Here is a 24167-nt window from a genome sequence, read left to right on the forward strand (position 1 = left end):
CCACCTGTTCTGCCCGCAGGGCCCGGCTCCCAACATGGCCCGCACCGACGTTTCCCCTGGAGGGCCGCACTCGTTGGGCGCATCGTGAAACACGTACTGAGACGGGCAGGGCTCGGCACGGCCGCGGCCGTGGCATGGGCAGGACTGGTGGCGGGGCTGGTGGTGGGCCTGGCGGCCTGCACCGCAGGCGCCTCGCTGGACCTCGGCGTCGGGGACAAGGCCCGGGCGCCCGGTGACACCATCCGGGTGACCCCGGAGGACGGCGCCAAGGGCGTCGCGCCGGACGGCCGGCTGGAGGTGCGCGTGCCCAGCGGCCGGCTGGAGCGCGTCCGGGTGAGGAAGGTCGAGGACGACCGGCCGGCCGAGGTCCCCGGCTCGCTCTCCGAGGACGGGCTGCGCTGGCGCCCCGCGCCCGGCACGCGCCTGGCGCTGGCGGCCAAGTACAGCGTGGACGCCGTCGCGCTGGACGGGCACGGCCGCCGCTCGGCGCGGCACTCCACCTTCACCACCCTGGTCCCCGAGCACCGCTTCATCGGCTACTTCAAGCCCGAGAACCGCTCCGTCGTCGGCACCGGGATGATCGTCTCCTTCGGCTTCAACCGCCCCATCGAGAACCGCGCCGCCGTCGAGCGGGCCATCCGGGTCACCGCCCGGCCGCCGGTCGAGGTGGCGGGCCACTGGTTCGGCAAGGACCGGCTGGACTTCCGGCCGCGCGCGTACTGGAAGCCGGGCACGCGGGTCACCGTCGAGCTGCGGCTGCGCGACGTCGAGGCGGCGCCCGGCGTGTACGGCATCCAGCACAAGACGGTGGCCTTCACCATCGGCCGCTCCCAGGTGTCCCGGGTGGACGCCGAGGAGCACACCATGGAGGTGCGGCGCGACGGCCGGCTCGTCACCACGCTGCCCATCACGGCCGGGGCGCCCAAGACGACCACGTACAACGGCAAGATGGTGGTCAGCGAGCTCTTCGACGTGACGCGGATGAACGGCGCCACGGTCGGTTTCACGGACAAGAAGACCGGCAAGGGCGAGTACGACATCAAGGACGTGCCGCACGCGATGCGGCTGACCGACTCGGGGACCTTCCTGCACGGCAACTACTGGGCCCCGGCGGCGACGTTCGGCGCGGCGAACGTCAGCCACGGCTGCGTGGGCCTGCGCGATGTGAAGGGCGGCAGTCCGGACACCCCGGCGGGCTGGTTCTTCGACCGCACCCTGATCGGCGACGTGGTGGAAGTCGTCAACTCCCGCGACCGCACGGTCGCCGCCCACAACGGTCTGGGAGGCTGGAACATGGACTGGAAGCGCTGGAAGGCGGGCTCCGCGCTGTCCTGAGTGCTCCCTGCACCCCCGACTTCACCCCCGACCGCCCGAGCGCGCCCCGCATGGCACGTGTTCGTCCTGGACAAGTTGGGACTGAACGGTGACATTCGAGGGCGCTTCGTGGCGCCTGCGATGTGATTATCTAACGCGGTGCGCGCGGTGGAAGCGCGCGGGGGTGCGGGCCGTGGCGACGCCAGGCCGTGCGAGGGGAGAACACCACAGTGAACGGGCAGCCGATATCGGGGGCATCGGCCGGAGCGGGCGGAACACGCGGCGCGGGCACGGGCAAGCGCAGGGGCACGGCCCTGCTCATGGGGGCGCTGCTGCTGCTGGCGACGGCGTGCGGGGGCGGCGGCTCCGACAGCGGCGGCGGCAAGGGCGGGGACAGGAAGCAGGACGCGGCCGCGGTGGGGAACGCGGCCTCGCAGGCGGTCGTCACCATCACGCCCAAGGACGGCGCCGCGTCGGTCGCCACCAGCGGGGCCCTGAAGGTCACCGCCGAGAAGGGCAAGCTGACCACGGTCACGGTCGCCGACTCCAAGGGCAACCAGGTCGAGGGCAAGCTGGCCGCCGACGGCACCAGCTGGGAGCCGGTCCGGCACCTCGCCTCCGGCACCAAGTACAAGGTGCACGCGATCGCCAAGGACGCCGACGGCCGGGAGTCCGCCAAGGACACCACGTTCACCACCCTCGTCCCGAAGAACACCTTCCTCGGCCACTACACGCCGGAGGACGGCTCGACCGTCGGCGTCGGCATGCCGGTCTCCATCAACTTCACCCGCGGCATCACCAACCCGGAGGCCGTCGAGAAGGCCATCAAGGTGACCGCCGTGCCGTCCGTGCCCATCGAGGGCCACTGGTTCGGCAACGACCGCCTCGACTTCCGTCCCGAGAACTACTGGGCCGCGGGCACCAAGGTGACCGTGAAGCTGGACCTGGACGGCGTCGAGGGCCGCCCGGGCGTGTACGGCAAGCAGTCCAAGACGGTGACCTTCACCATCGGCCGCAGCCAGGTCTCCACGGTCGACGCGAGCGAGAAGACCATGAAGGTCGTCCGCGACGGCAAGCTCATCAAGACCATCCCGATCACCGCGGGCGCGCCGTCGACGACGACGTACAACGGCCAGATGGTCATCAGCGAGAAGTACAAGGTGACCCGGATGAACGGCGCCACCGTGGGCTTCGGCGGCGAGTACGACATCAAGGACGTGCCGCACGCCATGCGTCTGTCGACGTCCGGCACCTTCGTCCACGGCAACTACTGGGCGTCCAGCTCCACCTTCGGCTCGGCCAACGTCAGCCACGGCTGCGTGGGTCTGCGCGACGCACGCGGCGCGGGCGACCCGAACACCCCGGCGGCCTGGTTCTACGACAACTCGATCATCGGTGACGTGGTCGTCGTGAAGAACTCCAAGGACAAGCAGATCAAGCCGGACAACGGCCTCAACGGCTGGAACATGTCCTGGTCGGAGTGGATCAAGTAAGCCCGATCGGGTAACCCCCGCCCCCTGGGGCCCGGTGCCGCGGAAGTGACCGACGGCACCGGGCCCCTTGCCGTTAACGGGCACTAACCTTCCCTGCATGACAGTCACTCTCGAAGTCTCCGAAGGCGTCGGCACCCTCCGCCTGGGCCGCCCGCCGATGAACGCGCTGGACATCGCCACGCAGGACCGCCTGCGCGAGCTCGCGGAGGAGGCCGCCCGCCGCGACGACGTGCGGGCGGTGGTGCTGTACGGCGGCGAGAAGGTGTTCGCTGCCGGCGCGGACATCAAGGAGATGCAGGCGATGGACCACGCGGCCATGGTGCTGCGCTCCAAGGCCCTCCAGGACTCCTTCACCGCCGTCGCCCGCATCCCCAAGCCCGTCGTCGCCGCCGTCACCGGGTACGCGCTCGGCGGCGGCTGCGAGCTGGCGCTGTGCGCCGACTTCCGGATCGCCGGCGAGAACGCCAAGCTGGGCCAGCCCGAGATCCTGCTCGGCCTCATCCCGGGCGCGGGCGGTACGCAGCGCCTGGCCCGGCTCGTCGGCCCGTCGAAGGCCAAGGACCTGATCTTCACGGGTCGTCATGTGAAGGCGGACGAGGCGCTGGCGATCGGGCTCGTGGACCGTGTCGTCCCGGCGGCCGAGGTGTACGAGCAGGCGCACGCGTGGGCCGCGAAGCTCGCGCAGGGCCCGGCGCTGGCGCTGCGCGCCGCCAAGGAGTCCGTCGACGCGGGTCTGGAGACGGACATCGACACCGGCCTGACCGTCGAACGCAACTGGTTCGCCGGGCTGTTCGCCACCGAGGACCGGGAGCGCGGTATGCGCAGCTTCGTGGAGGAAGGTCCCGGTAAGGCCAAGTTCCTCTGAGCACAGGCCTGTTGCGGCCTGCCGTCGCCCCCGGGCCTCGCGTGTCAGCCGTGTGGGTGGTTTGACGGAGCGGCGGACGGGCCCGGGTGTATGCCCCGGGCCCTCTTCGCCGGGCGGGTGTGACCTGCGTCACCGCAGGTCACGCGCCACATGGGGACTCTTCATGCCGCAGGCATATGCCAGAAGTGGCCTCCGGGGCCGCCGCCGGGAGCGGACCGATTCCCCCGGAACGCCCCCGCGGCGGCGGCCGGGCGGCCATGATGGGGGCATGGCGGGGTTGGAAGGTGTGGAGCAACCACGGCAGCGCGGCAGCGCCACCGCCGCGCGGTGGGTGCCGGTCGCGGACGACGAAGAGGCGCTCAAGGCGCTGGAGCTGTTCGGCAATCCGACGGAGGACGAGGTACGGCTGCCGTCCCTGCCGGAGTCGGCGGCCACGGCCCGCCGTCTCACGCAGTGCGTCGTCCTGCGGCAGTGGGCGCTCGGCCCGCAGATCGCCGAGCACGCGATCCTGCTCGTCTCCGAACTCGTCGGCAACGCCGTCCGCCACACCGGGGCCCGCGTCTTCGGCCTGCGGATGCTGCGGCGGCGCGGCTGGATCCGGATCGAGGTCCGCGACCCCTCGCGCGGCCTGCCCTGCCTGATGCCGGTGCGCGAGATGGACACCAGCGGGCGCGGGCTCTTCCTCGTCGACAAGCTCTCCGACCGGTGGGGCGTCGACCTGCTCCCGCGCGGCAAGACCACCTGGTTCGAGATGCGCGTCTCGGACCGGTGAACACCGCGAGCGCACACGAGGAAAGCCCCCTCGCGCCGTGATGTGGCGCCGCGGGGGCTTTCTCGTAGGGCGCCGTGAACGGGGAGTGGGGTGTGCCCACGGCGCTGATGCGACCTCGCCCGGGTCAATGGGGGTCGTGTGCACCGACTATGGCAGACGGGGGGCCTTGTCGCCAAACGACCCTACCGGCCCAATAGTGTGCAAATCGGGCCATGGGGCGACGGAAATGCAGGTGAGGTAGGCCACGCGCCTTCCAAACCATGAATAAATATGGGTCACGTCGTTTGATTCCTCGGTGACTCGCCCGCGTTTCGGCTTTCCCCCGTCGTTACGACCCGCCCCGCCCGCGCCATACATGTCGCGTGACGACCCTCTCGCAGCGATCGAAGAGCCTCCTCGCGGCCGCCGCGCTCGCCGTGCTCGCGGCCCTCGCCGGCTGTGCCGGCGCCGGCACCGACCGCACCGAGGCGCGGTCCACGAAGGCCGCCCCGCCCGCCGCCGTACCGAAGGCCAAGGCGAAGGCCGCGGGCGGACTCCCCGGCATGCCGCCGCTCCTCGACCCGAAGGACGTCTACGCGGCCGACCGCCCGAACCGGCTCTCGCCGGTGGTCAAGGGCTTCCCGTCCCGCGTGTACGTGCCCAACACGAACTCCAACACGGTCTCGGTCATCGACCCGAAGACGTACAAGGTCATCGAGACGATCAAGGTCGGCGTCCAGCCGCAGCACGTCGTGCCGTCCTGGGACCTCAAGACGCTCTGGGTGAACAACAACCGCGGCCACACCCTCACCCCCATCGACCCGCGCACCGGCGTCGCGGGCAAGCCGGTCGAGGTCCACGACCCGTACAACCTCTACTTCACGCCGAACGGCAAGTACGCCGTCGTCATGGCCTCCCTCGACCGCGAACTCGTCTTCCGCGACCCGCACACCATGGAGCGCGTCCACACCGAGCCCGTCTCCTGCTACGGCGTCAACCACGCCGACTTCTCCGCCGACGGCCGGTACTTCATCGTCTCGTGCGAGTTCTCCGGCGAGCTCCTCAAGGTCGACACCGAGAAGATGAAGGTGATCGGCCAGCAGCGGCTGCCCTTCCGGGGCGCCATGCCGCAGGACGTGAAGCTCTCCCCGGACGGCAAGACCTTCTACATCGCCGACATGATGGCCCACGGCATGTGGGTGCTGAACGGCGACACCTTCGCCCCGCCCAGGCTGCTGCCCACCGGCAAGGGCTGCCACGGCCTCTACGTCTCGCGCGACTCCAAGGAGATGTACGTCTCCAACCGGGGCGAGGGCTCCGTCTCCGTCTACGACTTCGCGCGCGGCACGCTCACCAAGAAGTGGCACCTGCCGGACGGCGGCTCACCCGACATGGGCGGTGTCTCCGCCGACGGCAAGGTGCTGTGGCTGTCCGGGCGGTACGACTCCGAGGTGTACGCGATCGACACGACGACCGGCAAGCAGCTCGCCCGCATCCCGGTCGGCGGCGGCCCGCACGGCCTCGCGGTCTACCCGCAGCCCGGCCGCTACTCGCTCGGCCACACCGGCGTCTTCCGCTGACCGCCTCTCAGGCGGCGATGAACAGCGCCTCCGAGCCGACCGGGCGGTAGCCCGCCGCCTGGAAGGCGCGCACGCTGCGGGCGTTGCCCGGCGACTGCTGGGCCCACACCGCCGCGTCCGGCACCAGATGGCGGGCCGCGACGGCGAGGGCCGTGCCCAGGCCGCCGCCGCGCGCCTCCTCGTCGACCTCGACCGCCGCCTCCCAGCGCCCGGCGACGCCCCGCCCGAGGATCACCACGCCGCCGTCGGCCGCCCAGACACGGACGTCGTCGCGGAACTTCCACGCGCGTGCGACGCGAGGGTGGTCGGGGTCGACGATCTCCCGCAGGGCGAGCTCCGGGGCGCCGGGCAGGGCGGGGGCGACCGTCAGCAGGTCGACGGTGTTCATGTGGCGGCCGGTACGGGCCAGGACCGCCGCCAGGAACACCGGGTTCATGGTCGCGGCCAGCGGGTCGCTCGCGGTGGCCGCGAGGGTGGCGCGTATCCAGTCCGGATCCTCGTCCGTGAAGATCACCGAGTGCGCGGTGAAGGCCAGCACCCCGGCGTCCCGGACGTTCGGCTGCGGGACCACCGTCACCGAGCCGTCGGCCGGCGGGAAGTGCCCGCGTGCCGCCGCCGCCAGGATCTCCGCCACTGCGTCGTTCATGCGTTCCATGGTGCCGTACGGCCCCCGGACCGGGCCCACGAGCCGCCCCGATAATCTGACCGGCGTCAGTTATGCACCAAGAAGGGGTGGACCTGTGGCGGACATCGAGTCGGCGCGCAAGGCATTCGAGCGGTTCGACGTGAACGGGGACGGGCTGATCTCGGCCGCCGAGTACAAGAGCGTCATGGCGCAGCTCGGCGACTTCAACGTCACCGAGACCGTCGCCCAGGCCGTCATCAACAACCAGGACGGCGACGGCGACGGCCTGCTCACCTTCGACGAGTTCTGGGCGCACCTCAACAAGGCGTGACCGTCCGCTCTCCCGACGGCGCCGTCCGGCGATCCGGGCGGCGCCGCACGCGTACGGCGCTCCTCGCCGGCGCGGGCACGCTCGTCGCGCTCGCGGTCGCCCTGTACGGCGCCCGCGTCGCCGCGCACGGCACCGGGGAGCTGCGCATCCCGGCCCCCGGGGCCACCACCCTGCTGCGCGCCGTCGTCTTCGCCGCCCTCGCCGTGCACCTCGGAGAGCTCGCCGGTGCCCGGCTCGTCGGAGAGGGGCCCCGGCCCCGGCCGTGGGCGGTGTGGGCGGCGCTCGGCGGGGCCGCCGCCTCGGCCGGGCAGATCGTGCTGCTGGCCGCGGTGAGCGACCTCGACCTCACCGCCGCGTACGGCACCCGCGAGGGCGGGCTGCTGCTCCTCATGGCGAACGGCTTCGCCCTGGCGGCCGCCTGTGCCGCCCCCGGCCGTGCCCGCGCCCGGCCCCTCTGGGCGCTCGCGCCGCTCGCCTTGGTCGTCGGCGCCGAAGCGCTGCGCGCGCACCCGGAGCCGTACACACCCGAGCTCGGCACGGCGCTCACCGTCGTCCACCTCACCGCCGGGTCCCTGTGGGTCGGCGGTCTGCTGTACGTGCTGCGCGTGGCGCACCTGCGCGGCGGTGGCGTACGGGGCGCCCGCGAGGCCCTGACGCGGTACGCGCGGCTCGCCGGCTGGCTCTACGCGGCGCTCGCCGCCACCGGCACCTGCTCCACGCTGCGGCGCCTGCCCGCCGACGTCGTGCTCTCCAGCGCGTACGGCAGGGTGCTGATCGCCAAGCTCGCCCTGGTCGCGGTGGCGAGCGCCCTGGCGCTGACCGCCCGCCGCCGCATGCTCCGCCGCCGGGCCCGGCACGGCGGGGACGCGACGGGCCCCGCCCGCGCCGAGCTGGCGGTGCTCGCGGCGGTCGTGGTGGTGTCCGCGCTGCTGACGGTGGTGCCCGACCCGCACTGGATCAGCACCCGGCTCACCCTGCAGTGAGCCACGTGCTCCGCGTGCGGCTCAGCACTCGATGATGTTCACCGCGAGACCGCCGCGCGCGGTCTCCTTGTACTTGACCGACATGTCGGCGCCCGTCTCCTTCATGGTCTTGATGACCTTGTCCAGGGAGACCTTGTGGCTGCCGTCGCCGCGCATCGCCATCCGCGCCGCCGTGACCGCCTTGACCGCCGCCATGCCGTTGCGCTCGATGCACGGGATCTGGACCAGGCCGCCCACCGGGTCGCAGGTCAGGCCCAGGTTGTGCTCCATGCCGATCTCGGCGGCGTTCTCCACCTGCTCCGGGCTGCCGCCCAGCACCTCGGCGAGCGCCCCGGCCGCCATCGAGCAGGCCGAGCCGACCTCGCCCTGGCAGCCGACCTCGGCGCCGGAGATGGAGGCGTTCTCCTTGAAGAGCATGCCGATCGCGCCCGCCGCCAGCAGGAAGCGGACCACGCCCTCCTCGTCGGCGCCCGGCACGAAGTTCATGTAGTAGTGCAGGACCGCCGGGATGATGCCGGCGGCGCCGTTCGTCGGCGCGGTGACGACGCGGCCGCCCGCGGCGTTCTCCTCGTTCACGGCCATCGCGTACAGCGTGATCCACTCCATGGAGAGGGCCTGCGCGTCGCCCTCGGAGCGCAGCTTGCGCGCGGTGTTCGCGGCGCGGCGGCGCACCTTCAGGCCGCCCGGCAGGATGCCCTCGCGGGACATGCCGCGGTCCACGCACGCCTGCATGACGCGCCAGATCTCCAGCAGGCCCGCGCGGATCTCGTCCTCGGTGCGCCAGGCCTTCTCGTTCTCCAGCATCAGCGCGGAGATCGACAGGCCGGTCTCCTTGGTGAGGCGCAGCAGCTCGTCACCGGTGCGGAAGGGGTACTTCAGCACGGTGTCGTCGGGGACGATCGGGTTCTCGCCCTCCACCGCGTCCTCGTCGACGACGAAGCCGCCGCCCACCGAGTAGTACGTCTTCTCCAGCAGCGTCGCGCCCTCGGCGTCGTACGCCCACAGGGTCATGCCGTTGGCGTGGTACGGCAGCGCCTTGCGGCGGTGCAGGATCAGGTCGGCGTCGAAGTCGAAGGCGATCTCGTGGACGCCCAGCAGGCTGATGCGCCCGCCGTTCTTGATCCGCTCCACCTGCTCGTCGGCGGTCTCGACGTTCACCGTGCGCGGCGAGTTGCCCTCCAGGCCCAGCAGGACCGCCTTGGGGGTGCCGTGGCCGTGGCCGGTGGCGCCCAGGGAGCCGTACAGCTCGGCGCGTATCGAGACCGTGTGGGCGAGCAGGCCCTCGTTCTTCAGCCGGCGCGCGAACATCCGGGCGGCGCGCATGGGGCCGACCGTGTGGGAGCTGGACGGGCCGATGCCGATCGAGAACAGGTCGAAGACCGAGATGGCCACGGGGGACTCCTTGTGGGGAAGACGTCGCTGTCTGCCGGGGTGATGCAGGGACAACGCGGGGTGGGGCGGGTGGTGCGGTGAGCGGGGGGCAAGAGACGGGGCACCGCACTCACTGTTCAGTGTGCGCGGTGCCCCGCAGTTCAGTCTGTTGCGTACGTTACGTAACGCTTGAAGAGTTTACAGACCGGGGTAAAGCGGGTGCTTCTCGGCGAGCGCGGTGACCCGGGCCTTGAGCGCGGCCGCGTCGTAGTCCGGCTTCAGCGTCTCGGCGATGATGTCGGCGACCTCGCGGAAGTCCTCGGCCTGGAAGCCGCGGGTGGCCAGGGCCGGGGTGCCGATCCGCAGGCCCGAGGTGACCATCGGGGGCCGCGGGTCGTTCGGGATGGCGTTGCGGTTGACCGTGATCCCGACCTCATGGAGCCGGTCCTCGGCCTGCTGGCCGTCCAGCTCGCTGTTGCGCAGGTCGACCAGGACCAGGTGCACGTCCGTACCGCCGGTCAGGACGGAGACGCCGTGCTCGGTGACGTCCGGCTGGACCAGGCGCTCGGCCAGGATGCGGGCGCCGTCCAGGGTGCGCTGCTGGCGCTCCTTGAACTCCTCGCTCGCGGCGACCTTGAACGCCACGGCCTTGGCGGCGATCACGTGCTCCAGCGGACCGCCCTGCTGGCCGGGGAAGACCGCGGAGTTGATCTTCTTGGCGAGCTCGGCCGTCGAGAGGATCACGCCACCGCGCGGGCCGCCCAGCGTCTTGTGCGTCGTCGTCGTGACCACGTGGGCGTGCGGCACCGGCGAGGGGTGCAGACCGGCCGCGACCAGGCCCGCGAAGTGCGCCATGTCGACCATGAGGTACGCGCCGACCTGGTCGGCGACGCGGCGGAAGGCGGCGAAGTCCAGCTGGCGCGGGTAGGCCGACCAGCCGGCCACGATCAGCTGCGGCTTGTGCTCCTTGGCGAGGCGCTCGACCTCGGCCATGTCGACCTGGCCTGTCGCGTCGTCGACGTGGTACGCGACCACGTTGTAGAGCTTGCCGGAGAAGTTGATCTTCATGCCGTGGGTCAGGTGCCCGCCGTGCGCGAGGTTCAGACCCATGATCGTGTCGCCCGGCTTGAGCAGCGCGAACATCGCGGCGGCGTTCGCCTGGGCGCCGGAGTGCGGCTGCACGTTGGCGTGCTCGGCGCCGAAGAGCGCCTTGATGCGGTCGATGGCGATCTGCTCGACCACGTCGACGTGCTCGCAGCCGCCGTAGTAGCGGCGGCCGGGGTAGCCCTCGGCGTACTTGTTGGTGAGGACCGAGCCCTGGGCCTCCATGACCGCGACCGGAGCGAAGTTCTCCGAGGCGATCATTTCCAGGGTGGACTGCTGACGGTGGAGCTCGGCGTCGACGGCGGCGGCGACGTCCGGGTCCAGCTCGTGGAGAGGGGTGTTGAGAAGCGACATCGGGAGGGGTTCCTTACTCGCCGGAGAACGCGGTGTACTCGTCGGCGGAGAGCAGGCCCTCCGGCTCCTCCGCGACGCGTACCTTGAAGAGCCAGCCGCCCTCGAACGGTGCGGTGTTCACCAGCGAAGGGTCGGCCACGACGTCCTCGTTGATCTCCGTCACCTCACCGGTCACCGGCGAGTACAGGTCGCTGACGGACTTGGTCGACTCCAGCTCACCGCAGGTCTCGTTCGCGGTCACGGTCTCGCCGACCGGCGGGAGCTGGACGAACACCACGTCACCGAGCGCGTTCGCCGCGTGCTCCGTGATGCCGACCGTCGACACGCCGTCCTCGGCGGCCGACAGCCACTCGTGCTCCTTGCTGTAGCGCAGCTGCTGGGGGTTGCTCATGACTGGGATTCTCCTGTACGCGGGGGAGTGCTGGTGAACGGGGGACTGGTCCGGAAGGCGCCGGAGGTCACTTCTGGCGCTTGTAGAAGGGGAGCGCCACGACCTCGTACGGCTCATGGGTACCGCGGATGTCGACACCGACGCCCGCCGTCCCCGGCGCGGCGTACGCGGCGTCCACGTACGCCATGGCGATCGGCTTGCCCAGCGTCGGAGACGGGGCGCCGGAGGTGACCTCGCCGATGACCTCGCCCTCGGCGACCACCTGCATCCCGGCGCGCGGGATGCGGCGGCCCTCGGCGACCAGGCCGACGAGCTTGCGCGGCGGGGCGATCTGCGCCCGCTCGGCGGCCGCCTCCAGCGCCTCCCGGCCCACGAAGTCACCCTCCTTCTCGAACTTGACCACCCGGCCGAGGCCCGCGTCGAAGGGGGTGAGGGCGGTCGTCAGCTCGTGCCCGTACAGCGGCATGCCCGCCTCCAGGCGCAGCGTGTCGCGGCAGGACAGGCCGCAGGGGATCAGGCCGGCCGGGGCGCCGGCCTCCGTCAGCGCCTGCCACAGCTTCTCCGCGTGCTGAGGCTCCACGAACAGCTCGAAGCCGTCCTCGCCCGTGTAGCCGGTGCGGGCGATCAGCGCGGGCACGCCCGCGACGGTGCCGGGCAGCCCCGCGTAGTACTTCAGCCCGTCCAGGTCCGCGTCGGTGAGCGACTTCAGGATGCCGGGGGACTCCGGGCCCTGGACCGCGATCAGGGCGTACGCGTCCCGGTCGTCACGTACGACGGCGTCGAAGCCCGCCGCGCGCTCGGTGAGGGCGTCCAGGACCACCTGGGCGTTGGAGGCGTTGGCGACGACCATGTACTCCTGCTCCTGGAGCCGGTACACGATCAGGTCGTCGAGGATCCCGCCGTCCTCCTGGCAGATCATGGTGTAGCGGGCGCGGCCGACGCCGACGCCGCCGATGTTGCCGACCAGCGCGAAGTCGAGGAGGGCGGCGGCCTGCGGGCCCGTGACCGTGATCTCGCCCATGTGGGACAGGTCGAAGAGGCCGGCCTTCGTACGGACGGCGTTGTGCTCGTCGCGCTCGCTGCCGTACCGCAGCGGCATGTCCCAGCCCGCGAAGTCGGTCATGGTCGCGCCGAGCGCCCGATGCGTGGCATCGAGGGCAGTGAGGCGGGGGGCAGTGCTCATGGATAGGGCTCCCAGGGCATGGCTCGAAGACGGTCCTCCCCATCTGTCATCGGAACCTGAGAGGTTCACCGTGACCGTACGGGGACGGTCTTCGGCTTGCACCTTGGGTGGAGCCGCCGCGGCGGCCCGCTTTTCAGATCTGCCTCATCCACGCGGTACGGGGCCTGAGAGATTCAAGGGAGGAACTTGCTCCTTCGGCGCCCGGGCGGGACCCGGGACTCTCCCGCGCGGATTCAAGCGGCCGGTATGCGGTTGTACGCACCTGCGTGCGGTGGCGCGCACATCATTGCACGCGGGGTCTCATCGGCAAATCGCTTGTGCCTTATTACCCTTTCTTTACACTTCTTGGGCAAGGGTCGGGGAAGGCCGAGCCCGAGCAGGGGGAGTACGCGATGACGTTCCAGCGGACAGGTGCCTGCGCGGCCACCGGTGCGGTGAGCGGCGCGATGACCGGCGCCGTGCCCGGCGCGGTGAGCGGCGCCGTGACGGGCGCCGTGACCGGTGTGGGCGCGGTCGCCGTGCCCGCGCCCGCCCGCCCGCCCGCGCCCGTGCTGCGCGACCTGCGGGACCGCGCCGGGCGCTGCCCGCGCGAGCTGGGCTTCGCCGCCGGGGACCTGGTGGTCGTCTCCGGCCTGCCCGGCAGCGGCAAGTCCACCCTGATCGCCCGCGCGGCCGAGGGGCGCGGCATAGATTCCCAGGACGCCCGCGAGCGGTGGGAGCTCCGCATGCCGCGCCTCCTGCCGTACGCGGTCTACCGCCCCCTCGTCCGGATCGCCCACTACGCCGGCCTGTGGCGCGCCCTGCGCTCCGGCGAGAGCGTCGTCGTCCACGACTGCGGCACCCAGGCGTGGGTCCGGCGCTGGCTGGCCCGCGAGGCCCGGCGGCGCGGGCGCGCCCTGCACCTGATCCTGCTGGACGTCACACCCCGGGCGGCCCGCGAGGGCCAGCGGGAGCGGGGCCGGGGCGTCTCCGGATACGCCTTCGCGCGGCACCGCAGGGCGGTGGGGCGGCTGGTGCGGGACGCCGAGAAGGGCGTGCTGCCCGGCGGCTGCGCGTCCGCCGTCCTGCTCGACCGGCCGGCGGCGACGGCGCTGACCCGTATCACGTTCGGCTGAGCCGGGCGGTTAGGGTGCCCTGAACAAGCGCCGCACGGGTGGGAAGGACGAGGGGGCACCAGTGGACACCGCATGGCCGGCCAATGAGCTCGAAGAGGTGCTCGCCGCCTCGCTCGGCAACCCCGCCGCCGGACCCCGGCTCGTCGAGGTCCTGGGCCGCAGCCCCCTGTGGATCCCGCTCCCCAAGGGCGGCGGCCCCGACAGCCCGGACCTCGACCTGCCCACGCTGGAGCTGGACGGCCAGGCGTACGTCCCCGTCTTCAGCTCCGAGCAGCAGTTCCTGCGGTGCGTCGGGCCCCACATGTCGTACACCGTCGCCCCCGCCGTCGAGTTCGCGCGCGGTCTGCCCCCGCAGCTCGGCATCGCCGTCAACCCCGGCGGAGCCGTGGGCGCACCCCTGCCGCCGCCGGCCGTCGCCGAGCTGTGCCGGGTGGGCCGTACGCCGCTGGACGGGCCCGCGAGCGGCGCCCGGGTGCGGCTGTTCGAGCCCGACTGGCAGGAGGACCCGGTCGACTTCCTCGCCGCGGCGGCCGCCGAGTTCGAGGCCACCGGCACCGTGCTCACCGCCCGCCGGGCCCTCGCCTCCATCGAAGGCGGCGCCCCCACGCTCTTCGTCGGCGTCCAGCTCTCCTCCTGGGAGGGCGCGGACCGCACCGTACCGATGGACGCCCTCGGCCGGGCGCTCGGCCGCGTGGCGGTGCCCTGGCCGGTCAACCTGGTCCTGCTCGACATCGCGCAGGACCCGGTGGGCGACTGGATGCTGGACAAAGTACGGCCGTTCTACCAGCGGCCTTAGCTTGTTCTTCATCGGGACTGGGGGCGTGAGGCGAGAGCTCGCTGCGCGCGGTGTGAGCCGGTGGTCCGCCACGGGCAGCAGATTCAGTTCCCGGTCGGCTCGGACTTGTTCCACACCCTCTTCATGCCGCCTTCGAGCAGCCTCCGGACCTCGATCAGGGAAGGTCCTCCGCGGAGGCACCACAGGGCGATGACCGGATCACAGACGGCACATGCCAGGGATGCGTCGTGGTAGAACGGCAGGATCGGATTGCCCTTGAGGTGGTGGGCCACGTCCCAGGCCGTGTGGAGCAGCCAGCCGACGCCGATGAAGGCCCAGGAGTCCAGGCCGCGGTAGGCGACATAGGCCATGAGTGCGACGAAGGGGATCTCCCACGGGCCGAATCCGCCCCCGCTCAGATAGGCAGCGCCGGCTCCGCCCACCATGATCGCGCTGAAGCGGCGTCGGTGCGGTTCTCTGATCAGGGACATCAGCAGGCAGTAGATGATGCCGACGATCACCGGTGTCACGAGGTTCATGAGGGGATGACTTCTTCCTTCACGTCGGCTGCTCCGGGGTGGTCTGGCGTTCGCCGGTGACCTTCGAAGACGGAAGGCGGCCGGCCTTGGAGGTGCCCTGGAGGGTTTCCGCCGTGCACTGTCACGTCGTCACCGCGCCGTCCGTCGCCGAGCCGCCGGCGTACGGCACCTCGTAGGGGGCGATGACGTCGAGCGGTTCGAAGCCATCGAACAGGACGACCTGGATGTGCATGGGGTGTTCCTTCGGCGTCGATTTCCATCGCGATGCTCCGAAGTCAACCGGCTTCCCGGATCCTCGCCCAGTGGCACTGGTGACACGTTTCGACGGAATAGTGCCAACACCTTCTCGAAGGGCGTGAACTGCGATGACATGGAGCTTCCGGAAGGGCGGCCCAGGTCCGTCAGGCTGATGGGGAGGTGGGTACCGGCCATGCACACGGTCGCCGTTCTCGCGTTGGATCAGGTGATCCCGTTCGACCTGTCCACCCCGATCGAGGTCTTCTCCCGGACCCGCCTGCCCGACGGGCGGCCCGGCTACCAGGTCCGGGTGTGCGCCGAGCGCGACGAGGTCGACGCCGGAGCCTTCGTCCTGCGTGCGCCCTGGGGTCTGGAGGGCCTCCAGGGCGCGGACACGATCATCGTGCCGGGCGTCACCGATCCCGCCGCCCCGCTCTCTCCCGCCTTGCACGACGCGCTGCGGTCGGCCGCTGCCGTCGGCACCCGGATCGCGTCCATCTGCGTGGGCGCCTTCCCCTTGGCCGCCACCGGGCTCCTCGACGGGCTGCGCGTCACGACCCACTGGCGCGCGGCCGGTCTTCTGGCCGCCACTCACCCGGACATCGACGTCGACCCGGACGTCCTCTACGTCGACAACGGCCAGTTGCTCACCTCGGCCGGTGCCGCGGCGGGTATGGACCTGTGTCTGCACATGATCCGCCGCGACTACGGCTCGGCCGTCGCCGCCGACGCCGCACGCCTGTCAGTGATGCCTCTCGAACGGGAGGGCGGACAGGCGCAGTTCATCGTCCACGATCACGCACCCACACCGCAGGGCTCCGAACTCGAGGTGCTGCTCACCTGGCTACAGGAGAACCTGGCCCGCGACCTGCCCCTTGCCGACATCGCCGAGCGGGCCGGGACCAGCACCCGAACCCTGATCCGGCGCTTCCGCGACCAGACCGGCACCACCCCGCTCCAGTGGCTCCACCGAGCCCGCATCCGCCAGGCACAGCACCTGCTGGAAACCACGGAGCACTCCGTGGAGCACATCGGCCGCCAGGTCGGCTTCGGCTCTCCGACCACTTTCCGTGACCGCTTCAAACGCACCACCGGCGTCAGCCCGCAGACCTACCGACGCACGTTCAGCCGGACAAGCACCGGGGAGCGTGCCCCCAGACGCCGCCAGGCCCGCCCTCCGGGCGGACGACGCTACTTTGCGGACACCCCCTAAGGGCGTCGTTGGTCCCCGCCGGGCTCGGCCCGATCCGCGAGACACCCCCTAAGCTGGTGCGGTGGACCGAAGAGGGGGACCCAGGGTGAGCGTGCAGAGCACCACGGCGGCGGGGCCGATCGAGCAGCTGCTGAGCAACGTCACGCCCGGACGCTACGACGCGTACGAGGCGTTGCTCGCGGCCCTCGCCGAGGCCCCGCTCATGATGCTGCTCTGGCACGGCCAGGCCGGCTCGCCCGACGCCCAGTACGGCAACATGGAGGTCGACGGGCTGGGCTACGCGCCCTGCGTCACCTCCGCCCAGGAGCTCGCCGTCTCCGGCTGGAACCGCGCCCACGAGGTCATCACCGGCCGCGACATCGCCCGCGCGCTCTACCCCGACCGCTGGGGCGTCTGGCTCAACCCGCACGCCCCCGGTGGCGGCGTCGGCATCCCCTGGCCCGACCTCCGCCGCATCGCCACGGGCCTCGACCGGATGCCCGCGGGGCCGCTCAAGCTGTCCGAACCCGGCATCCAGATCCCGCAGTTCTACGCCCTGCTCACGCAGAACGCCCACCGCACCCCGGCCGTCCGCTCCCTGCGCCGCGCCTGGGTCCAGCCCGCGCTCGGCTCCCCGTACCTCGCCATCGGCCTCGACCTGTACGACACGAGCCAGGCCTCGGTCGACGCGGTCCGCGCGATGATGCGCGAGTCGATCGTGGCGGTGCCGGACGGGCTGCCCGTCTCGACGGTCGCCATGTCCGACGAGTACGACCCCGTCACCCTGTGGCTGCGCGCCAACGCGCGCCCCTTCTACGACCGCGAGGCCCACGCGACGGCGCCGATGCTCCCGGGCGGCGGCTACGGCTACCCCCCGCGCGGCGCCTGACGGCCACCGCACGCGAGGGGCACCGCGCCGGGCGGGGGGAGGCCCGGCGCGGTGCGACACGTCCGGCTGTCAGGTGCCGGGCTTGGGGTAGAGCAGGTTCAGCACGCCGAAGTCGTCCGAGGACGGGTGCTGCGGGAACTCGGGTACGGACAGGCAGCTGTTGGTCGACCCGTTGTGGTCAAGGCCGAGCGCGTGCCCCATCTCGTGGCAGGCGACGCTGCGCCGGGCCGCGTAGGTGTTGGGGGTGACCTGGTCGTTGAGCTTGACGGTGACCGACCCGTCGACGAAGTAGCCGCCGGACGTCGTCGCCTCGGTCAGGCCGTACCAGTCGCTGCCGTAACTGCCGCTGTACACGTGGACGCAGTGACGGCCGCCCCCGGGGCACCCTGCCGTGTGCCAGCGGTAGTACGCGTCGATGCCGGGCGCCTGGTACCAGTCGACCCGGGCGTCCGTCACCGGCCAGGAGTCGCCGGTGTGGTCGAGGAAGTACACCTGCGGGTCGTTGAACGGCCCGTAGGCCCATTTGGCCCCGCACCACGCGGACGCGGTGCCGACGTAGGGCGCGCAGCCGAACGTGCCGATGCCCGCCTTGCCGGCCTTGCTGTCGGCGTCCTGTACGCCGCGGACGCCCTGCCGCCGCAGGGTGGACCGCAGCTGGTCCGCGCTGACGCCGGGCGCGGGGTCGTACACCGCCGTGTAGGTGGTCCCGTCCGCTCGCGGCTGGACGACGTAGACGGCGTCGTCGTGGGACGCCTGGGCGGCGGCCCGCTCCGCGGGGGCGCTCGGCCGGGCCTGCCCGACGGGTGCGGAGAGCGCCATGACGAGCGTGGTCACGGCCAGTGCGAGGGCAGCTCTCGATCTTCGTAACACGTCACGTTCCCCCTGCTGCCGACGACCGGCCCCACCGCCCGGTGCGGCGGGGGCGTGAACGGCCACCGGGCAGGACGCAAGCGTGGCATGCTCTCGTCAAATAGGCGCCTGTCTGATCGCGCCACATTCCGCCGGCGTTCACGGCCGGTGGGGCGGCCCGCCGAACCGCCCCACATGTCACGGGTGTTACGCCTCCCCGCGTGCTTGTCCCGGAACTGACCGGTTTGGCGAGTGTCCGGGTCTCAGGTAGGTATCACCGCTATGCGGACTGTTCTCCGCCGAGGTACGCGTGGGTAGTGTTCGGCCGGTCAAGACCACCACTCTCCCGTCACGGCGGAACCCCTGGGGGGACCCATGCGAATATTCAAGTCCCGGTCCGTCCGGGCGATCACGGCGGCGCTGGCCGTCGGGATGATCGCCACGGGCTGTGCCAGTGAGCGCGGCAAGGGCGACGACAAGGCCGGTGACAAGGACACCTTCGTGTTCGCCGGCGCAGGTGACCCCTCTTCCCTCGATCCCGCCCTGGCGACCGATGGAGAGACGTTCCGAGTGACCCGGCAGGCCTTCGAGGCGCTGCTGGAGCACGAGTCGGGAGGCAGCGAGCTCGTCGGTGGCTTGGCTGAGAAATGGTCGAGCGACCCGACCGGCAAGGTCTGGACTTTCAACCTCCGCAAGGGCGTGAAGTTCCACGACGGCGAGGCGTTCAACGCTGCTGCGGTCTGCGCCAACTACGACCACTGGTTCAACTGGAAGGGCACCTACCAGTCCAGCGCGGTCTCGTACTACTGGCAGACCATCATGGGCGGCTTCGCGAAAAACGAGGACAAGGAACTCCCGAAGCCCAACTACAAGTCCTGCACCGCGAAGGACGAGAACACCGCGGTCATCGAGGTCCACGAGTCCTCCGCCAACCTCCCGGGCGGCTTCTCCCTCCAGGCCCTGGCCATCCACTCGCCGAAGGCCCTCAAGGAGTACGAGAAGCAGGAGGCCACCGCAAAGGGCGACGCCATCACGTACCCGAAGTACAGCCAGGAGGCCGGCACGGTCGCCGGCACCGGCCCGTACAAGATCGTGAAGTGGAACAAGGGCAACAAGGAAGTCACCCTCCAGCGCTTCGACGACTACTGGGGTGACAAGGCCAAGGTCAAGAACCTGGTCTTCCGCACCATCGACACTGAGGACGGCCGCCGTCAGGCCCTCCAGGCCGGTGACATCGACGGCTACGACCTCGTCGCCCCGGCCGATGTGAAGACCCTGGAGAACGCGGGCTTCAAGGTCCCCACCCGTGACGTCTTCAACATCTTCTACGTCGGCTTCTCCCAGGAGAAGAACCCGGCGCTGCAGAAGCCCGAGGTCCGCCAGGCCATCGCGCACGCCATCGACCGCGACAACATCGTCAAGACGCAGCTCCCCGAGGGCGGCAAGACGGCCACGCAGTTCATGCCGGACACGATCGCCGGCTACTCGGACAAGGTGAAGAAGTACCCGTTCGACACCAACAAGGCCAAGCAGCTCCTCGCCGCCGCAGGCGAGTCCGGTCTGAGCATCGAGTTCTGCTACCCGACCGAGGTCACTCGTCCCTACATGCCCGCTCCGCAGGACATCTTCGAGCTGATGAAGTCCGACCTGGAGAAGGCCGGCATCAAGGTCACCCCCAAGCCCATGAAGTGGGCCCCGGACTACCTGGACGCCACCGAGGCCGGTGCCTGCGCCCTGCACATGCTCGGCTGGACCGTCGACTTCAACGAGGGCTACAACTTCATCGGCACCTGGTTCGCCGAGTACGACAAGCAGTGGGGCTTCAAGGAGGCCAAGCTCTTCGACGCGGTGACGGCCGCTTCCAAGGAGCCGGACATGGCCAAGCGCGTCGAGGCGTACAAGAAGGCCAACGAGGTGATCATGGAGTACCTGCCGGGTCTCCCCGTCTCCTCCTCGCCGCCCGCCATCGCGTTCGGCAAGAACGTCAACCCGCCGAAGGTCTCCCCGCTGACGCAGGAGAACTTCGCCGAGGTCTCCTTCAAGTAATCGCATCCCACGCGGGCTCCGCCCGGCCACAGCATCGTTGGTGGCCGGGCGGACCCGCATCTCACGCACGTTAAGAAAGGGGCATGCGGGGTGCTGCGACTCGTCGTACGAAGACTGCTCCAGCTCATACCCACCCTGCTCGGCCTGTCGGTTCTGCTCTTCCTCTGGCTGAACCGGCTGCCCGGCGGACCCGCCTCAGCGATCCTGGGCGAGCGGGCGACCGAAGCCGAAGTGGCGCGCATCAACCGCATCCTGGGCCTCGACCAGCCGGTCTGGGTGCAGTACGGGCGCTTCCTCAAGCGACTCTTCGAGCTCGACCTCGGAACCTCCACCCAGACCGGGCAGCCGGTGTGGAACGAGTTCATCCTGCGCTTCCCGGCCACGGTCGAACTCGGCTTGGCGGCGATGCTCATCGCTGTCGTCATAGGCATCCCGCTCGGCTATTTCGCGGCCCGCCGACGAGGAAGCTGGCTGGACGTCACGGCGGTTTCCGGCTCGCTGGTCGGCATCTGCATCCCGGTGTTCTTCCTCGCCCTGCTGCTCAAGGGTGTCTTCGCCGTGAACCTGGGCCTCTTCCCCAGCTACGGCCGGCTGTCGACCGGCATGGACGCCACCGAGGTCACCGGCTTCGCCGTCCTCGACGGGCTTCTGACCGGCGAGTTCGACGCCTCGTGGGACGCGCTCATGCACCTGGTGCTGCCGGCCGTCGCCCTCTCCTCCATCCCCCTGGCGGTCATCGTCCGCATGACCCGCGCCAGCGTCCTGGAGGTGCTCGGCGAGGACTACGTCCGCACCGCCGAGTCCAAGGGCCTGGAGAAGCGCGTCGTACGCGGCCGGCACGTGCTGCGCAACGCGCTGCTGCCGGTGGTCACCACGATCGGCCTGCTGACCGGATCGCTGCTGTCGGGCGCGGTGCTCACCGAGTCCGTCTTCTCCTTCGGCGGTATCGGCTCCTTCATCCGCACCGCAATCGATGCGCGCGATTACCCCGTGCTCGTCGGTTTCATCATGTTCATCGCCATCGTGTACGTCCTCATCAACCTGCTGGTCGACCTGGCGTACAGCCTCATCGACCCGAGAGTGCGGGTGCACTGACGTGAGCACAAAGACCGACAAGATCGACCGCCTCGCCCAGCTCACCATACGCAGCGAGGCCACCGCCGGCGGAAGCCTGTGGCGCGAGGCCTTCCGCCGCCTGAAGTCCAGCAAGATGGCCATCGTCGGCGCCGTCGTCATCGCGCTCTTCGTGGTCGTCGCCGTCATCGGGCCGTGGATCGCTCCGTACGGCCCCATCGCGCAGACCTGGCGCGGTGAGGTCTTCCCCAACCAGGGCAAGTTCATCGGGCCGCGCGGAGAGAACTGGTTCGGCCTGGACCACCTCGGCCGCGACCAGCTGTCCCGGTTCCTCGTCGGTGCCCGGCAGACCCTGCTGGTGGGTGTCGTGTCGATGCTCATCGGCCTGGTCGTGGGCGCGCTCATCGGCCTGCTCTCCGGCGCCGCGGCGACGCTCGGCGGCCCGGCGGGCCGCCGGATCGACACCGTCGTCATGCGCATCACCGACATCATGCTGTCGCTGCCGTCGCTGCTGCTCGCCGTCTCCATCGCCGCGGTGATGGGCCAGTCCCTCACCACCGTGATGATCGCAGTCGGTGTGGTGCAGGTGCCGATCTTCGCGCGGCTGCTGCGCGGTTCGATGCTCACCCAGGGCGGTTCCGACTACGTGCTCGCGGCCCGGGCGCTGGGCGTGCGCAAGCGGCGCATCGTCATGACCCAGATCCTGCCGAACTCCCTCAGCCCCGTGATCGTCCAGGCGACCCTCAGCCTCGCCACCGCGATCATCGAGGCGGCGGCCCTCTCCTACCTCGGTCTCGGCAACCCGGACCCGGCCGTCCCCGAGTGGGGCGTGATGCTCTCCCAGGCGCAGCGGTTCTTCGACAACGCGCCCATGATGTCGCTCTTCCCGGCGGTCGGGATCATCATCACCGCCCTCGGCTTCACGCTGCTCGGCGAGGCCATGCGCGAAGCACTCGACCCGAAGCTGCGAGGCTGAACTGCCATGCCACTGCTCTCTGTTGACGAACTCACCGTCACCTTCGGCGGGCGCGGCCGTACGCCCTCGACGGCCGTGGACGGCGTCTCCTTCGACGTCGACCAGGGCCAGGTCGTCGGCCTGGTCGGCGAGTCGGGCTGCGGCAAGTCCGTGACCTCGCTCGCGCTGATGGGCCTGCTGCCGCGCAAGGGCGTCACGGTCACCGGCCGCGCCGCGTTCGACGGCGCCGACCTGCTGACCATGAGCCCCAAGCAGCTGCGCGACATGCGCGGCAGCCAGCTGGCGATGATCTTCCAGGACCCGCTGTCGTCGCTGAACCCGGTCGTACCGGTCGGGGTCCAGGTCACCGAGATCCTGGAGCGCCACCGGGGCCTGAAGGGCGAGCCCGCCCGCAAGGAGGCCGCGTCCCTGCTCGACCGGGTCGGCATCCCGGACCCGGCCCGGCGCCTCAAGGAGTATCCGCACCAGCTGTCCGGCGGCATGCGCCAGCGCGCGCTCATCGCCATGGCGGTGGCGTGCGCCCCCCGCCTGCTCATCGCCGACGAGCCGACCACCGCCCTGGACGTCACCATCCAGGCTCAGATCCTGGAGCTGCTCAAGGAGCTGGTGGACCAGGAGGGCACCGCCCTGCTGATGATCACCCACGACCTGGGCGTCGTCGCGGGCCTGTGCGACCAGGTCAACGTCCTGTACGCGGGCAAGGTGGTGGAGTCCGCGGGCCGCCGCGAGCTGTTCGCGCACCCCACCCACCCGTACGCGCACGGCCTGCTCGGCTCCATCCCGCGCCTGGACGCGCCCCGCGGCGAGCCGCTCAACCCCATCCGCGGCTCCATCAACGACAAGATCGCCTGGGCCGACGGCTGCGCCTTTGCGCCCCGCTGCGACCACTACACGATGGAGTGCCTCACCGGCACCCCCGAACTGACCGAACCACGAGCGGCCGGACACCAGGTGCGCTGCGTCAACCCGGTCCTGCCCCCGGTCCTGCCCACGGCGGAGGTCTCGGCATGAGCCTGCTCGAACTCAACGACCTCAAGGTCCACTTCCCCATCCGCAAGGGCATGCTCTTCGACCGGACGGTCGGCCATGTGTACGCGGTCGACGGCGTCTCGCTGTCCGTCGAGGCGGGCCAGACATACGGGCTCGTCGGCGAGTCCGGCTGCGGCAAGACGACGCTGGGGCGCGCGGTGCTGCGCCTGGTCGACGTCACGGACGGCGAGGCCGTCTTCGACGGTACGGACCTGGCGAAGCTGCCGGACGAGGAGATGCGCCGCTTCCGGCGCCGCCTCCAGATGGTGTTCCAGGACCCGCTGGGCAGCCTGAACCCGCGCCAGAACATCGAGTCGATCCTCTCCGAGGGCATGGCCGCGCACGGGATCGGTGCCAACCAGGAGGAGCGCCGCGAGAAGATCAAGGCGATCCTCGCGCGGGTGGGCCTCCCGGACAACGCCCTGTCGCGCTATCCGCACGAGTTCTCCGGCGGCCAGCGCCAGCGCATCGGCATCGCCCGCGCGCTGGTCCTCGAACCGGACCTGATCATCTGCGACGAGCCCGTCTCCGCACTCGACGTGTCGATCCAGGCCCAGGTGATCAACCTCCTGGAGGAGCTCCAGGAGCAGCTCGGCCTGACGTACCTGGTCATCGCGCACGACCTGGCCGTGGTGCGCCACATCTCGGACGTCATCGGCGTGATGTACCTGGGGTCGCTCGTGGAGGAGGCGCCGAGCGACGCGCTGTACGCCGCGCCGAAGCACCCGTACACCAAGGCCCTGATGTCGGCGGTGCCGGTGCCGGACCCGGAGGTCGAGGACCGCCGCGAGCGGATCCTGCTCCACGGCGACCTGCCGTCGCCCGCGAACCCGCCCACCGGGTGCCGCTTCCACACGCGCTGCCCGTGGAAGCAGGACACGCGGTGCGCGACGGACCGGCCGGAGCTGCGGGACGTGGGCGGCGGGCACAAGGTGGCCTGCCACTTCGCGACGGAGATCGAGGCGGGCACGGTCGAGCGGACCCGCGCGACGGGCATCGAGGCGGTCACGGAGACGGCGGCGGTGGCGTCGGAGCCCGAGGCGCCGGCGTCCGGGGAGCCGGCCGCCAAGGTGGAGGACAAGGCCGACGAGGTCGTATGAC

Annotated in this window: 23 protein-coding genes, 1 pseudogene and 1 riboswitch; of the genes and pseudogenes, 16 read left to right on the forward strand and 8 right to left on the reverse strand. The window is 70.9% G+C overall.

Translation table 11 applies throughout. The features are described from left to right. The first annotated feature begins 84 nt into the window (after positions 1–84). The 5 genes from ACZ42X_RS06765 to ACZ42X_RS06785 all read left to right on the forward strand — a co-directional run bounded on the left by ACZ42X_RS06765 (position 85) and on the right by ACZ42X_RS06785 (position 6003). Positions 85–1335: a L,D-transpeptidase gene (locus ACZ42X_RS06765; protein ID WP_468284981.1), complete on the forward strand. Its 1251-nt coding sequence runs from the start codon at positions 85–87 to the stop codon at positions 1333–1335. 209 nt (positions 1336–1544) lie between these two features. After that, positions 1545–2807, forward strand: coding sequence for a L,D-transpeptidase (locus ACZ42X_RS06770; RefSeq protein ID WP_468284983.1), 1263 nt, complete (start codon positions 1545–1547; stop codon positions 2805–2807). 97 nt (positions 2808–2904) lie between these two features. Continuing rightward, positions 2905–3672 carry an enoyl-CoA hydratase/isomerase family protein gene (locus ACZ42X_RS06775; RefSeq protein WP_468284986.1) on the forward strand — a complete coding sequence of 256 codons (768 nt, stop codon included), beginning with the start codon at positions 2905–2907 and terminating at the stop codon, positions 3670–3672. 268 nt (positions 3673–3940) lie between these two features. Further along, entirely contained in the window at positions 3941–4444 is a 504-nt protein-coding gene (locus tag ACZ42X_RS06780; protein WP_361418749.1) for an ATP-binding protein, read from the forward strand. A 362-nt stretch (positions 4445–4806) separates the two neighbouring features. Then, complete coding sequence (locus tag ACZ42X_RS06785) at positions 4807–6003, forward strand: YncE family protein (protein ID WP_468284989.1); 1197 nt, start codon at positions 4807–4809, stop codon at positions 6001–6003. 7 nt (positions 6004–6010) lie between these two features. Here the strand turns inward: ACZ42X_RS06785 and ACZ42X_RS06790 are convergent, their stop codons facing one another. Continuing rightward, the gene (locus ACZ42X_RS06790) at positions 6011–6649 is read right to left on the reverse strand and encodes a GNAT family N-acetyltransferase family protein (RefSeq protein WP_468284992.1); all 639 of its coding nucleotides are present in this window, start codon (positions 6647–6649) and stop codon (positions 6011–6013) included. A gap of 94 nt (positions 6650–6743) precedes the next feature. On the opposite strand from ACZ42X_RS06790, the gene ACZ42X_RS06795 reads away from it, so the two are divergent. After that, positions 6744–6959 carry an EF-hand domain-containing protein gene (locus ACZ42X_RS06795; protein ID WP_355358579.1) on the forward strand — a complete coding sequence of 72 codons (216 nt, stop codon included), beginning with the start codon at positions 6744–6746 and terminating at the stop codon, positions 6957–6959. Next, positions 6956–7942: a CopD family protein gene (locus tag ACZ42X_RS06800; RefSeq protein WP_468284995.1), complete on the forward strand. Its 987-nt coding sequence runs from the start codon at positions 6956–6958 to the stop codon at positions 7940–7942. Before ACZ42X_RS06795 ends, ACZ42X_RS06800 begins: the two co-directional genes overlap by 4 nt. A 21-nt stretch (positions 7943–7963) precedes the next feature. On the opposite strand, the gene ACZ42X_RS06805 is transcribed toward ACZ42X_RS06800, so the two are convergent. The 4 genes from ACZ42X_RS06805 to gcvT form a co-directional block, all read right to left on the reverse strand. Continuing rightward, positions 7964–9334, reverse strand: coding sequence for an L-serine ammonia-lyase (locus ACZ42X_RS06805; protein WP_468284998.1), 1371 nt, complete (start codon positions 9332–9334; stop codon positions 7964–7966). A 177-nt stretch (positions 9335–9511) separates the two neighbouring features. Further along, positions 9512–10771, reverse strand: coding sequence for a serine hydroxymethyltransferase (glyA, locus tag ACZ42X_RS06810; protein ID WP_468285001.1), 1260 nt, complete (start codon positions 10769–10771; stop codon positions 9512–9514). Positions 10772–10784: 13 nt separating this feature from the next. Beyond that, entirely contained in the window at positions 10785–11162 is a 378-nt protein-coding gene (gene gcvH, locus ACZ42X_RS06815; protein WP_468285003.1) for a glycine cleavage system protein GcvH, read from the reverse strand. Between the two features lie 67 nt (positions 11163–11229). Continuing rightward, positions 11230–12345 (reverse strand): glycine cleavage system aminomethyltransferase GcvT, encoded by a 1116-nt coding sequence (gcvT, locus tag ACZ42X_RS06820; RefSeq protein ID WP_468285006.1) that lies wholly within the window; start codon positions 12343–12345, stop codon positions 11230–11232. Positions 12346–12488: 143 nt separating this feature from the next. Then, positions 12489–12581: riboswitch (glycine riboswitch) on the reverse strand. Between the two features lie 156 nt (positions 12582–12737). Between gcvT and ACZ42X_RS06825 the strand changes: the two genes are divergently transcribed. Together ACZ42X_RS06825 and ACZ42X_RS06830 are read left to right on the forward strand one after the other, a co-directional pair. Next, complete coding sequence (locus ACZ42X_RS06825) at positions 12738–13460, forward strand: AAA family ATPase (RefSeq protein ID WP_468285008.1); 723 nt, start codon at positions 12738–12740, stop codon at positions 13458–13460. Positions 13461–13521: 61 nt separating this feature from the next. Beyond that, positions 13522–14256 carry an enhanced serine sensitivity protein SseB gene (locus ACZ42X_RS06830; protein WP_468285011.1) on the forward strand — a complete coding sequence of 245 codons (735 nt, stop codon included), beginning with the start codon at positions 13522–13524 and terminating at the stop codon, positions 14254–14256. A gap of 83 nt (positions 14257–14339) precedes the next feature. Here the strand turns inward: ACZ42X_RS06830 and ACZ42X_RS06835 are convergent, their stop codons facing one another. Both ACZ42X_RS06835 and ACZ42X_RS06840 read right to left on the reverse strand, forming a co-directional pair. Beyond that, positions 14340–14774, reverse strand: a complete 435-nt coding sequence (locus ACZ42X_RS06835; RefSeq protein WP_468285014.1) for a DUF6010 family protein — start codon at positions 14772–14774, stop codon at positions 14340–14342. Between the two features lie 127 nt (positions 14775–14901). Next, positions 14902–15006 (reverse strand): annotated as a pseudogene (locus tag ACZ42X_RS06840) (DJ-1/PfpI family protein); the annotation flags it as partial. A gap of 198 nt (positions 15007–15204) precedes the next feature. Between ACZ42X_RS06840 and ACZ42X_RS06845 the strand changes: the two are divergent. Both ACZ42X_RS06845 and ACZ42X_RS06850 read left to right on the forward strand, forming a co-directional pair. Continuing rightward, the gene (locus tag ACZ42X_RS06845; RefSeq protein ID WP_468285017.1) at positions 15205–16224 is read left to right on the forward strand and encodes a GlxA family transcriptional regulator; all 1020 of its coding nucleotides are present in this window, start codon (positions 15205–15207) and stop codon (positions 16222–16224) included. A gap of 85 nt (positions 16225–16309) precedes the next feature. Beyond that, a complete protein-coding gene (locus tag ACZ42X_RS06850; protein ID WP_468285020.1) occupies positions 16310–17092 on the forward strand; it encodes an enhanced serine sensitivity protein SseB C-terminal domain-containing protein in 783 nt (260 codons plus the stop codon). Positions 17093–17161: 69 nt separating this feature from the next. Here ACZ42X_RS06850 and ACZ42X_RS06855 read toward each other — a convergent pair whose 3' ends face one another. Then, positions 17162–17926 carry a zinc metalloprotease gene (locus ACZ42X_RS06855; RefSeq protein WP_468285023.1) on the reverse strand — a complete coding sequence of 255 codons (765 nt, stop codon included), beginning with the start codon at positions 17924–17926 and terminating at the stop codon, positions 17162–17164. Positions 17927–18316: 390 nt separating this feature from the next. Here ACZ42X_RS06855 and ACZ42X_RS06860 point away from each other — a divergent pair, with 390 nt between their 5' ends. The 5 genes from ACZ42X_RS06860 to ACZ42X_RS06880 all read left to right on the forward strand — a co-directional run bounded on the left by ACZ42X_RS06860 (position 18317) and on the right by ACZ42X_RS06880 (position 24166). Then, positions 18317–19987: an ABC transporter substrate-binding protein gene (locus ACZ42X_RS06860; protein ID WP_468285026.1), complete on the forward strand. Its 1671-nt coding sequence runs from the start codon at positions 18317–18319 to the stop codon at positions 19985–19987. Between the two features lie 90 nt (positions 19988–20077). Then, positions 20078–21082: an ABC transporter permease gene (locus ACZ42X_RS06865; protein WP_468285028.1), complete on the forward strand. Its 1005-nt coding sequence runs from the start codon at positions 20078–20080 to the stop codon at positions 21080–21082. Between the two features lies 1 nt (position 21083). After that, complete coding sequence (locus ACZ42X_RS06870; protein WP_468285031.1) at positions 21084–22037, forward strand: ABC transporter permease; 954 nt, start codon at positions 21084–21086, stop codon at positions 22035–22037. Between the two features lie 6 nt (positions 22038–22043). After that, the gene (locus ACZ42X_RS06875; RefSeq protein ID WP_361418694.1) at positions 22044–23048 is read left to right on the forward strand and encodes an ABC transporter ATP-binding protein; all 1005 of its coding nucleotides are present in this window, start codon (positions 22044–22046) and stop codon (positions 23046–23048) included. Continuing rightward, complete coding sequence (locus tag ACZ42X_RS06880) at positions 23045–24166, forward strand: ABC transporter ATP-binding protein (protein ID WP_468285034.1); 1122 nt, start codon at positions 23045–23047, stop codon at positions 24164–24166. The genes ACZ42X_RS06875 and ACZ42X_RS06880 overlap by 4 nt, the downstream gene beginning before the upstream one ends. The last annotated feature ends 1 nt before the right edge of the window (position 24167 follow it).

Source organism: Streptomyces sp. NPDC030862, from assembly GCF_055571835.1.